8 protein-coding genes and 1 tRNA gene are annotated in these 11,970 nt (G+C 36.9%); 5 read left to right on the forward strand and 4 right to left on the reverse strand.

Features of this window, described 5'->3' with window-relative positions:
* Positions 1-47: 47 nt before the first annotated feature.
* Positions 48-1,718, reverse strand: a complete 1,671-nt coding sequence (locus HCO57_RS07730) for a RagB/SusD family nutrient uptake outer membrane protein (RefSeq protein ID WP_136949274.1) — start codon at positions 1,716-1,718, stop codon at positions 48-50.
* A gap of 18 nt (positions 1,719-1,736) precedes the next feature.
* On the reverse strand, positions 1,737-4,640 hold the full coding sequence (locus tag HCO57_RS07735; RefSeq protein ID WP_167988544.1) for a TonB-dependent receptor domain-containing protein: 2,904 nt from the start codon (positions 4,638-4,640) through the stop codon (positions 1,737-1,739).
* Positions 4,641-4,825: 185 nt separating this feature from the next.
* On the opposite strand from HCO57_RS07735, the gene HCO57_RS07740 reads away from it, so the two are divergent.
* Entirely contained in the window at positions 4,826-5,821 is a 996-nt protein-coding gene (locus HCO57_RS07740) for a LacI family DNA-binding transcriptional regulator (protein WP_167988545.1), read from the forward strand.
* A gap of 1 nt (position 5,822) precedes the next feature.
* Here HCO57_RS07740 and HCO57_RS07745 read toward each other — a convergent pair whose 3' ends face one another.
* Positions 5,823-7,472 (reverse strand): alpha-glucosidase, encoded by a 1,650-nt coding sequence (locus HCO57_RS07745; RefSeq protein ID WP_209066065.1) that lies wholly within the window; start codon positions 7,470-7,472, stop codon positions 5,823-5,825.
* Between the two features lie 3 nt (positions 7,473-7,475).
* Positions 7,476-8,021 carry an NADPH-dependent FMN reductase gene (locus tag HCO57_RS07750; protein ID WP_167988546.1) on the reverse strand — a complete coding sequence of 182 codons (546 nt, stop codon included), beginning with the start codon at positions 8,019-8,021 and terminating at the stop codon, positions 7,476-7,478.
* Positions 8,022-8,143: 122 nt separating this feature from the next.
* On the opposite strand from HCO57_RS07750, the gene HCO57_RS07755 reads away from it, so the two are divergent.
* The 4 genes from HCO57_RS07755 (at position 8,144) to HCO57_RS07770 (ending at position 11,959) form a co-directional block, all read left to right on the forward strand.
* Positions 8,144-9,028 carry an aldo/keto reductase family oxidoreductase gene (locus tag HCO57_RS07755; RefSeq protein ID WP_167988547.1) on the forward strand — a complete coding sequence of 295 codons (885 nt, stop codon included), beginning with the start codon at positions 8,144-8,146 and terminating at the stop codon, positions 9,026-9,028.
* A 26-nt stretch (positions 9,029-9,054) separates the two neighbouring features.
* Entirely contained in the window at positions 9,055-10,209 is a 1,155-nt protein-coding gene (locus tag HCO57_RS07760) for an LLM class flavin-dependent oxidoreductase (protein ID WP_167988548.1), read from the forward strand.
* Between the two features lie 32 nt (positions 10,210-10,241).
* Complete coding sequence (locus tag HCO57_RS07765) at positions 10,242-11,786, forward strand: SLC5 family protein (protein WP_167988549.1); 1,545 nt, start codon at positions 10,242-10,244, stop codon at positions 11,784-11,786.
* Between the two features lie 101 nt (positions 11,787-11,887).
* Positions 11,888-11,959 (forward strand) — tRNA-Arg (locus HCO57_RS07770).
* The last annotated feature ends 11 nt before the right edge of the window (positions 11,960-11,970 follow it).

The raw sequence follows: 11,970 nt of genomic DNA on the forward strand, positions 1-11,970 counted from the left end.
TAACCCTCTGCTATCAAAATTTACTAAACTTAAACTATATGCGGTTTTTAATACCCTTGATTTTGGGTTAGCACAGAACTTGCTGCAAGAGCATTTCTAGGTATAGGGTACACTCTTACAAATGGTTCGGTAACTGGTTTTTCCGTATAAGCATCATTAAATTTACCAAACCTAATAAGGTCTGTTCTTCTTTGTTGCTCCCAGTAAAACTCAAACCCTCTTTCTGCCAATAGACCGTCTAAATCAATGGTTGTTAAACTAGCGCTACCTCTAGCGGCTCTTACGGTATTTACATCTTCTAGAGCACCTGCAGCATCACCATTTCTTAGTTTTGCTTCTGCACGCATTAAATAGGCATCTGCCAAGCGAATTAAAGGCACATTAATATCTGTATCCCATCTACCTGGGCCAGGAGTGTCATAGCCATATTTAAATACTCTTGCCCCTTGTTCTTGGTTTGCTTGTAAGCCTACTTCTTTAGTGTGATTGATAACATCATTATCTCTTAAGAAATTCCGTAATTCTTGAATAACAATGTTCCCCTCTTCATCCTTTCTAAAGTTACCCCCTTCTGTAGGCACATCATTTTGATCCACAGGGACCGCACCATATTGTACGCCTACTATAATTCCTCTATTTAATTCATAATCCTCTGGAGCAATTGTTCCGGGTTCTTGTGGTATATTTTCTTCAAAATATCTAGGGTCTGTAGTATCCCAAGAATCTACAAAGTCTGGTGTGGTTGCAAAACCATTCCATCCTCTAAAACTACCCCCATCTGCACCGTACATTCCTTGGCTTAGGGTCATAGCAATAAATGCCCTGTTCCCAGCAACACCAGCTTGCAAATCCGCTGCAAAAATAATTTCATCAGAAGCGGAGTTAGAATCGTTATCCCCATCAAACAAACCAAAATAATCTGTTGCTAAAGTATACCCGCCTGTATTGATAACTTCTGTAGTTTGCGCTATAACCGCATCCATATCCGCTGCACTAAAATTGTAAGACGCTGCATATCTATCTCTGTAAACAGCCTTATTTAGGTTTAGTTTAGCCAATAGTGATTGCCCAGCAGCTTTATTAAATTTAGTCCCAGAAGCAGAAGCTCCTTTCTCTCCTAATAAAGGAATAGCTGATGTAAGCAAACGTTCTATTTCTGCAATAGCGTCTTCCCCAGTCAACACGGTGTTCTGACCCGTTTCTGCATCAACATAAGGTACTTGGGCATACAAATCGAACATGTAAAAGCTGTAGAAAGCTAACAATCCCTGTGCTTCTGCCAATGCATTCTGAACATCTTCATTCTCTGTATTAGAAGATAGAATATCTATCGTCTCTAAACAGCCCGCAATTCCTTGTTGTAAGTTGTTAAAAACATCTGTTAAAGTTACTTCTTCTGGCCCCCAAGTATGGGTATGCAATGCAATGTAACGGCCACCATCAAACCAATCCGAACCACCATCTGCTCTGGACCTTGTAGGCACAATAACCTCATCCGTAGAAGCTTCTTGCAAGTTAAAAACCAAGCGCTCTGTAAAATTTGGAATCAGCGGACTGTAAAGACCAGAGATTAAGGTGTTTAAAAAATCTTGGCTTGGGTTTTCTAATAAAACCTCTATATCTGTTCTATTTAATTGCGACAAATTCTCTTCTTCTAGGTCTGAACAACCATAGAATAGTGCCGTCGCCAACATAAAAATTAATGCTTTATTTTTCATGCTATTAGTTTTATTTGATTAGAATGATGCGTTAATACCTAAAATCAATGTTCTTGCTCTTGGGTATGCAGCAAAGTCAATTCCGTAAGACAAAATTCCATTTTGTGTTCTTGGTGTATTTACCTCTGGATCAAAACCGCTATAATCTGTAAGAGTAAATAAGTTTTGACCTGTCATGTAAAATCTAAACTTATCCAAAAACGCAACTTTAGAAACATCAAAATCATACCCCAAAGTAGTATTGGCAAGCCTTAAGAAAGAACCATCTTCTAAATAGTAATCTGATGCTCCTGGCGGAATATCGTTAGTTTCTGTTAATAATTCTCTTGTTACATTATCCCCAACGTTGTTTAAGAACTGTGCCGTGTTGTTGTAAATTTTATTGCCACTTACCCCAGAAAAGTTCATAGAGAAATCCCAACGTTTATAGTTTAAACTAGTATTAAATCCGTAAACAAAATTTGGAATTCCAGACCCTTGAATAGTGCTTTCTTCAGAAACCGTACCATCCGCATTTGCAGTTGGCAACAGAAAAGAACCTAAGGCTTCGCCACTTCTTACAACTTGCACAAAAGAACCGTTAAGCCCAGGACCATTGATTGCTCCGGTGATAAATTCTTCTCCATCTCTTAAGTTCACCTCATTAGAAATGTAGGTTCCGTTAGCAGATAGTGTCCAGTTGAAATCTTCTGATTTTACCACATCATAACTAACAAATGCTTCTAAACCGCTATTGGTAATATCTCCTGGTAAATTTATCCACTCTCCAGAAACAGCCGGCGGCTCTGATGCCACAAAAAGAATCATTTTCTCATTTACTTTATTAAAGTAATCTAGGCTACCATACAAACGATTATTAAGCATACTAAAATCTACGCCAATATTAAATTGGTTACTAATTTCCCACTCTAAATCAGGATTTCCTTCTGCCACTTTTGCAACTCCTACTTCAGTTTCTGATAATTGTACATATTCAAAAGCATCTTGTGTAGGGTTACCAGGAACATTCTGGTTCCCTGTTTGCCCCCACCCTACTCTTGTTTTTAATGTGTTTATAGCTCCATCGCCGTTATTTATTAAAGCGTAAGACGCTGCCAAAGCAGGGAACACACCCCACTTATTACCTTTAGCAAATTTAGAAGTACCATCTGCTCTTAACGAAGCAGAAACATCTAAACGGTCTCCGTAAGAATAATTAATTCTACCAAAAACTGATTCCAAAATGGTTCTAGAATTTGTACCCCTTGGCAATCCGCTTAATAAAGGAGCGTTGGTAGGATTGTCTATGGCGCTAACATTAGGCAATACAAAACCTAAATAAGAATTAGAAGTAGATTCTAATTCAAAACTTTGGTTGGCATAACCCAATAAGAAGTTGAAGTTATTATCCCCTTTTGTTAAATTGTAAGTTAAAAAATTCTCGAATAATAAGTTTGTTGCTCTTACGTCCCCAACGGCGTACGTTCCGTTGTTAGCAACACCCTCTAAATTGTTAGGGATTAATTCTTGCTCTCTTTTACCATTGGAGTAATCCGCACCTAAATTAACTTGGTAATTAAAATTTGGAGAAAACCTATATGTTGCAGTTAAATTGCTTAAAAAACGATTAGTCTCAGTAATATCATTAGTAGACGCTAACAACCCAACTGGGTTTGTTCTTCCACTAGAGTAATTACCGCTAGCATCTAAAACAGGCCTTGTTGGCACCGCTCCTAGGGTATTTGTAATTAATTCTCCCGTAGTATCTGCACTATCCGTTCTTGGCACACTATTATTTTCTGTCTGGCTCGCAATTAGATTAAAGTCTATCTTAAGCTTGTTATCTTCTAAGGCAAAAAAGCTAGTATTAAGTCTACCTGTATACCTTTTTAAACCGCTTTTTTCTATGATACCTTCTTGATCAAAAGCAGATAAAGACACCAACATGGATGACTTTTCTCCCGAGGTACTGTAGGTAAGACCATAATTTTTGGTAATACCTGTTCTAAAAATCTGATCCTGCCAATCGGTATCAATTGCTCCTCCTCCAAAATCTTGGGCTGTTCCCACCTTTAGCTTATTGGCAATTTTAGAAAAAGCAGTATAATGATTAAAATCAATTTTAGATTTACCTCCTTTACCCCTTTTGGTTGTTATTAAGATAACCCCGTTAGCACCTCTGGAACCGTAGATTGCAGTTGCAGAAGCATCTTTTAATACATCCATAGAAGCGATATCATTAGGATTTAAAAACGCTATAGGATTGCTAGCAGCAGAGGTAGCTGGCAAACCTGAACCTAAGATATTACTACCGCCTGGTGATGTTGCTGCGTTACTAATAGGTACGCCATCTATAACATACAAAGGACTATCCCCGCTACGCAAAGCACCAGCACCTCTAATGGTTACTGTGGTTGCTGCACCAGGCTCGCCACTAGATGTTGTTACACGCACACCTGCCACTTTTGCCTGTAACAATTCTTCTGGAGCATTTACAACCCCCTTGTTAAATTCTTCTGCTTTTAAATTGGCAACCGCTCCTGTAACATCTGTGCGTTTTTGAGCTCCGTAACCAATAATAACCACTTCATCTAACTGCTGTCCAGACTCTTCCATGTAAATAGTTACATTAGATTCACCTTTTACAGCAATTAGTTCCGTTTTAAAACCCAAAAAAGACACGCGTAACGAAGCATTTTCTTGAGTTAGCTCAATCGTAAAATTACCATCAAAATCTGTCACCACACCATTATTGGTTCCGTCTTCTACAATGGCAGCACCAGGAACAGGAATTTCCGTACCTTTTTCTAATACTTTACCAGAGACTTGTAATTGCTGAGCATACCCCCAAGAACTTGCCCCAAGTAAGAATAGCAAAGTGCAGAATATTCGGGTTAGTCCATACCCCCTCATACTCAACATTTTTAAGTTTTTAGTTTTCATTCTTCAGTTTAGATTATTTCTCATTTTTAATAATTATCTTAAAAATGATAACGTTTACATTTACAATTATATGAAAAATTCACAATAAATAAATCGTTTTCGGAATTTTATGGTCAATTTTTTTGTTTTTCAATAAATACCGGAGCATTTGTGTTAAATTTATCCCTTATCACAACCACATTGCAATGGCAGGCATTAAAGAAATTTCTAAAATGACTGGGCTTTCGCTGGCAACAGTTTCCCGAGTTTTTAATGATAGTAATCTAGTATCCGCTAAAACCAAACGCAAAGTTTTAAAAGCGGCAGAGCAACTCAACTACAGACACAACCGTATTGCGGCGGCTTTACGTAGCGGTAAAAGCATGACTATCGGTGTTTTAGTACCAGAGATTAACAACTACTTTTTTGGAAACGTTATCAATGGTATTGAGAAGAAGCTAGTCGCAAACGGCTATAGCACTATAATAACGCAATCCCATGAATCTGCAGAAATAGAAAAATTAGCTTTAGAATCGTTATTAAAATTGAATGTGGATGGCATTTTAGTCTCTACCTCTAAAAATACTATTGATTTTTCTGTTTTTGAAAATTTACAAAAAGAAGGTACGCCCATAGTGTTTTTTGACAGAAAGCCTGCCTTAGATAATGCAAGCGTTGTCTTATTGGATGATTTTAAGGGAGGACAAATAGCTACACAGCATTTAATTGATGCTGGATGTACGGCATTATTACACATCGCAGGAGAAGATAATGTTTCTATTTTTAAGAAACGAAAAGAGGGTTTTGAAAACACTATTAAAGAAAGCATGCCACCTATTAGCTACCATGACAGCATATCTCTTAGTTTTAATGTAGATCAAGACACCAAATTATTAAAGCAAATTTTAAAAGAACACCCATATATAGATGGTGTTTTTTGCCATGGTGATAAATACGGCGTCCATACCATGAACATTTTAAGGTTGCTCGGGTACAGCATACCTGAACAAATTAAAATAATAGGATTTGGTAATAATGATTATACACATTTTACCCATCCTAGATTAAGCAGTATAGATCAAAAATGTGATGAGATGGGCACGTTGGCAGTGGAAGTATTGTTAGACAACCTTGAAAAAAACAATGTAATCCACTCCCAACATATTTTGTTACCCAAATTAATGGAACGGGAATCTTCCTAACCTATAATTCGTATATCACCGCTTCCCAAGGCCTTAATACATTAACTTTGTTGGCAATCCCACTATAGTTGCCAATACGCTTACTTTTAATTAGTTGCGTTGGCACCTCTGTATCTAGAATTTGACTTTCATCAGAAAAATTCAGTAATACCAAAAAAGCTTTTTTATCCATGCTCCGCTGGTATATGTAAACTTGCTCACTACTTTGCATGTACTCCGTAAATTGTCCATAGACTAATGTTTTTTCTTCTTTACGCAAGGCCAACATATTTTTGTAGTAATGCCAAATACTATCCGTATCAGCCATAGCACTTTCTACATTTATTGTTGTGTAATTAGGATTAATACCCAACCATGGTTTGCCAGAAGTAAAACCACTTTGTACCTCCCTATTCCACTGCATTGGTGTTCTCGCGTTATCCCTTGCCATGTGGTGTAATATCACTTTGAGTTCATTTAAATCTTTACCTTCTTGCTGCCACTCTGCTATTTTATTCCGTATTTCTATATCATCATAATCATATACAGAATTATACCGAACATTGGTCATTCCAATTTCACTACCTTGGTAAATACAAGGCGTTCCTTTCTGAGAGAACAATAAGGTTGCTAGTAATTTAGCAGATTCTACTCTGTAAGTAGTATCGTTCCCAAACCGAGATACCATTCTAGGAAAGTCATGATTATCCAAGAAAATGGTAACCCATCCTTCATCTTTTAAAGTAGCTTCCCAACGTCTAAAAATGGATTTAAATTCCGTCAATTGCCACTGCTTAATATCAAACTTCCCCCTTTTACCCCAATCTAATGCCATATGCTCAAAATGATACACCATTTGTAGCTCTTTTCGTTTACTAGAAGTATATAACAAACCTTGCTCAGCATCAACACCAATACCTTCTCCCATAGACAGCGCATCATACTTAGAAAGCACCTCCTTATTCATTTCTTGTAAAAACTCGTGCAAACGTGGCCCATTGGTATAGACCTCATTAATTGCTGCTGTAAAATCATTAGGGTCTGTATCTGGAAAATCCAATCTTTTAGAAATCATTGGTATCACATCCATTCTAAAACCATCTACACCTTTATCTAACCAAAAGGTCATTAAATCGTAAACTTCTTGTCTTACTTTAGGATTCTCCCAATTCAGGTCTGGTTGTTTTTTAGAAAACAGATGCAAGTAATAAGAATCCGTAGTAGCATCATATTCCCAACAATCGCCTCCAAAAAAAGATTGCCAATTACTTGGTTTTTCTTTTCGCCAAAAATAATAATCACGGTACGGATTGTCTTCTGATTTTCTTGACTCCACAAACCATGGATGCTCATCAGAACTATGATTTACCACCAAATCTAATACTATCTTTAAACCTCTTTTATGGGCTTCTTCTAGTAACACATCAAAGTGAGCCATTACTCCGAACTTCTCAGAAATATCTCTATAATCGCTAATATCATAACCATTATCATCATCGGGAGAACCAAAAATGGGAGATAGCCAAAGTACATCTACCCCCAAATTTTTTAAATAATCTAGTTTTTCTACTATACCCATCAAATCACCCAAACCGCTCCCTGTAGTATCATTAAAACTCCTAGGGTAAATTTGGTATACTACAGCTTCTTTCCACCAAGTTTGCTCCATCATCTATTAATTAAAGTTTAGCAATTGACTTATTTGCTTTTGTAACAACTCTTTTATTTCTTCACCTACAACCATCTTATTATCATCCATATACTTATAAATTGAAGAAATGGGTAATTTATTAGGATGTACAAACATTCCTAAATGATTTAAAACATCTGCCAAATGGTCCATTCCTCTTAAATTACCAGCCCTGCCAGATGCAACACCTGTTACAATAGCCTTCTTATTTTGAAAACTTTCTTTGGAATCTCTCACGGAAATGGCATCTAAAACCAACTTCACTATCCCCGGATAACTACCATTATATTCTGGAACAAAAAACCAAAATTTTTGACTTGGAATTATTATTTCATCTTGCAACTGTTTGATGACCTGAGGTTGAGACGAATTTCCGTACATATCTCCTGTTACACTCCAACTAGCGAGTGCGGCCATATCTACCAATACAACCTCTTCTTTTGTTGATTTTTGCAACAACTGTTTAGCTAATTGCGCAAACTTTAAGGTATGATTGTCATTTCTATTTGAACCCGACAGAATTGTTATCATTTAGCTTAATTTTTTACATTTTATTTAAATAAATACGTTCAAAAATACATTTTAAAAATGTAAACGTTTTCATTTTAAAATTATTTTTATACTTTAGGCACCTCATAATTGCATTTAATAGTATGAAAAACTACCCAATTTCATCCATAATTGTAGGCACAATGCGCCTAGGACAATGGGGGCAAAAAATGGCTACAAAGGAAATGGATTCCTTTATAAAAGAATGCTTAGAAATTGATTTAGTTGATTTTGACCATGCAGATATTTACGGGTCTTACACTACTGAGGCCGAATTTGGAAAAGTATTAAAGCAAAATTCAGCACTACGTGGCCAACTTAGGTTAACTACAAAATGCGGTATAAAACTAGTATCTGAACATAGAAGCGAACATAAAGTTAAATCTTATGATTTAAGCAAAGCCCATATTATCGCTTCTGTAGAAACATCTTTGAAAAATTTAAATACAGATTATTTAGACACTTTACTATTACACCGTCCAGACTATTTAATGGAGCCAGAAGAAATTGCAGAAGCCTTTACAGATTTAAGTAAAAGTGGTAAAGTTCGCTTTTTTGGTGTTTCTAATTTTACAAAAGAACAATTTGAATCCTTAAATACACTAACCCCTTTATGCACCAACCAAATAGAAGTTTCCCTATTGCAAAGAGAAGCTTTTAGCAATGGCAGTTTAACCCAGGCAATGCAAATGGGATTTAGGCCAACTGCTTGGTCACCATTAGGCGGTGGCGCTCTTTTTGCCAAAGAAGTACCATTTGCATTAAAACCACTAAAAAATACTTTAAATCAGTTATGTACTAACTACAACTGTAGCATAGACCAACTGCTTTTAGCATGGTTAGCCAAACACCCTTCTAGTATTGTCCCTGTTATGGGGACACGTAAAATAGCCCGACTACAAAAGGCTAAGGAAGCTATGGATTTAAACATAACCAAAGAAGATTGGTACGTACTATGGCAAGCTGCCACAGGAAAAGAAATAGATTAAAAAGATATATAAAACCACTTAGGATAATGGAAAATAAAATTGTAATTCGTTCAGAACATTTAACAGGTTCAGAGGTCTCTTGGTTTGCCCCCATTTGTGATGGTGACGATAGGTATCTAGGCGAAAGAAGCATGGAATATAAAAGCAGTTGGGAAAATACCTCTGACATACTTTTAACTGCAGATAAATTAGGATTTAGAAATATTCTTTGCCCCTCTTCTTACCAAGTTGGGCAAGACACCCTACCTTTTGTTTCTGCAGTAGCCCCTATGACAGAAAACATTAATCTTTTAGCAGCTATACGCTGTGGCGAGGTACACCCACCAATGTTAGCACGGACCTTAGCTACTATAGACCATATATTAAAAGGAAGACTTACCATAAATATTATATCTTCTAACTTACCAGGGGAAGATTTATCTTCCGAGGATAGATACCAAAGATCTAGGGAAGTTATCCAAATTTTAAAGCAGGCTTGGACACAAGAAGAAATAGATTTTAAAGGTAAATTCTATAACTTAAAGCTACCTACTAATCCTGTTAAACCCTATCAAAATGGCGGGCCAATGCTATACTTTGGAGGGTATTCTCCTAGTGCTGTAGAACTATGCGCAGAACATTGCGATGTTTACTTAATGTGGCCAGAGACGGAAGAAAACCTACGCGGTTTAATGCAAAACATGAGCGACAAGGCCGCAACTTACAATAGAAAAGTTGACTTTGGCTTGCGTGTACACGTGGTGGTGAGAGAAACAGAAGAGGAAGCAAGAGCCTACGCAGATAGTATTTTATCTAAATTAGATATTGACAAAGGTACCGAGATAAGAGAAAGAGCATTAGATGCGAAATCTTACGGTGTGAGCAGACAAAAAGAAATGAGAGAGCAATCCAAAGATGATGGATATGTAGAACCGCATTTATGGACCGGAATAGGCAAAGCTCGCTCTGGCTGTGGGGCTGCTCTAGTAGGGAATCCAGAACAGATAATAGCAAAGCTAAATCGCTATATGGATATGGGTATTCGTTCTTTTATATTATCTGGCTACCCACATAAACAAGAATGTGAGTATTTTGCAAAGCTAGTGTTACCCCATTTAAAAACAGTATCATTATTAAAAGAACAAGGTAAGGTTGGTGACACTGCACCTTTAACACCTTTAGCGGCGGGCAAAAGAATTTAAATACTCATAAAAAGTAGTACAGCGAAGAAAACATGATAGACTTGGTAATTGTTATAGCCTATTTTGCTGCCGTAATGGTAGCTGCTATCACTGGTAGGCAGAAGACGGAGGTGACTAGCGAAGAATATTTTTTGAGTTCTAGAAGTCTCCGTTGGCCTTCTATCGCCTTTTCTACCATTGCTACTAACATTCAAGGGTATCAATTTTTAGGGATGATGGGGTCCGCATACCTTTATGGCATTGCACAAGCCAGCTTAGAAATTAACGCTGTACAAGGCATTCTTTTAGCTGTTTTCATATTTGTTCCTTATTATTTGAGAGAAAAGATTATTACTATTACCCAATTTATCAAAACTAGATTGGGAGCCAAGGTAGCCCTAGCATATTCGCTGTCTAATATTTTACTTTTCTCTACCATAACAATTGGAGCCGCTTTATTTTGGGGAGCTTACGCAGCAGACGTTGTTTTTGGAGAATATTTAGCGGTGCTGCATCCAGACCGCATTATCCGTATAAGTATACTAATTATACTTTTAGGTTTGTTTTCTGCCGTTTACACTTATTTAGGCGGATTAACTGCAGTTGTCCGTACAGATATCATTCAGTTTAGCATTTTACTTACCGGTGGTATTGTTGTAATGTTTATGGCGATATATCATCTAGGAGGCTGGGAACAATTGTACATAAAAACCCCAGAGTTAATGCACTTGCATTTACCTTCTACTCATGAAAAACTACCCTGGACTCATATATTTGGTCTTTTCTTACTTAACATAAATTATTGGTGTGCCAACCAATCTGTAGTACAACGCTCCTTAGCCGCTAAAAGTTTAAAACATGCTCAAATAGGCCTAATGGTTGGTGGTATTATGAAGTATGTTATGGCAGTAATCATAGTGGTTCCGGGTATTGCTTTAGTAGGTATATTGGGTAAAAACGGATTGGTAGATCCAGACATGGCCTTTCCTTATCTGGTTAACACCTATTTGCCTTTAGGTGCCAAAGGTCTTGTACTTTGCGCCCTATTTGCTTCTTTGATGAGTACTGTTGACTCCACCTTTAACTCGCTCGCTACGCTATATTCCATAGATATTTACAAAGGCTACCTAAAAAAGGACGCCACAGATATGCAAATGGTAAAAGCTGGTAAAAGGGCTATTATTTTTGGATTCTTTTCTGGTGTTCTCATCGGCATTATCTTGTTGTATTTAAAATTTGCGAATCCTGATGCTGCTTTTACCCATACGTTAAATGAGCTACGTTACTATATTAATTGTGGAATAGTAGTATTAATTTGCTCTGCGGTTTTTATGGTTAAGCCAAAACACAATACCGCACTGTACGTGTTTTTTGGAACCTTTACCTTACAGGTTATTTTTAAAGCGATACTCCCAGACATGAATTATTTTGTACGTGCCATGTGGGTAATTGTTTCTGGTATTAGTTTACTTTTCTTTATTTCTAAAACCACTTTAGTACCCCTAAAAACCTTATTACAATCGGGTTCTAAATCCATATCCTATTTTGGACTGGTCTTGTTGCTTTCGTTAGCAGGTTTGCATGTTATATTTCATTAAAACAAAATATAGCTTAACAGCTATACAAACACCTTAATTAATAGTATCGGTTTAAGTAAGCTCTAATAAAAAAGTATTCTTAATTTTACGGTCTGCTATTAGGCCCCGTAGTTCAATGGATAGAATAGAAGTTTCCTAAACTTTAGATGCAAGTTCGATTCTTGCCGGGGCTACTTTTAAGCAC

This window comes from Croceivirga sp. JEA036 (genome assembly GCF_011882165.1).
GTDB lineage: Bacteria > Bacteroidota > Bacteroidia > Flavobacteriales > Flavobacteriaceae > Croceivirga.

Coding starts and splice junctions, on each gene's coding strand:
- HCO57_RS07730 (WP_136949274.1), bottom strand. CDS start 1,718: ATGAAAAATAAAGCATTAATTTTTATGTTGGCGACGGCACTATTCTAT.
- HCO57_RS07735 (WP_167988544.1), bottom strand. CDS start 4,640: ATGAAAACTAAAAACTTAAAAATGTTGAGTATGAGGGGGTATGGACTA.
- HCO57_RS07740 (WP_167988545.1), top strand. CDS start 4,826: ATGGCAGGCATTAAAGAAATTTCTAAAATGACTGGGCTTTCGCTGGCA.
- HCO57_RS07745 (WP_209066065.1), bottom strand. CDS start 7,472: ATGATGGAGCAAACTTGGTGGAAAGAAGCTGTAGTATACCAAATTTAC.
- HCO57_RS07750 (WP_167988546.1), bottom strand. CDS start 8,021: ATGATAACAATTCTGTCGGGTTCAAATAGAAATGACAATCATACCTTA.
- HCO57_RS07755 (WP_167988547.1), top strand. CDS start 8,144: ATGAAAAACTACCCAATTTCATCCATAATTGTAGGCACAATGCGCCTA.
- HCO57_RS07760 (WP_167988548.1), top strand. CDS start 9,055: ATGGAAAATAAAATTGTAATTCGTTCAGAACATTTAACAGGTTCAGAG.
- HCO57_RS07765 (WP_167988549.1), top strand. CDS start 10,242: ATGATAGACTTGGTAATTGTTATAGCCTATTTTGCTGCCGTAATGGTA.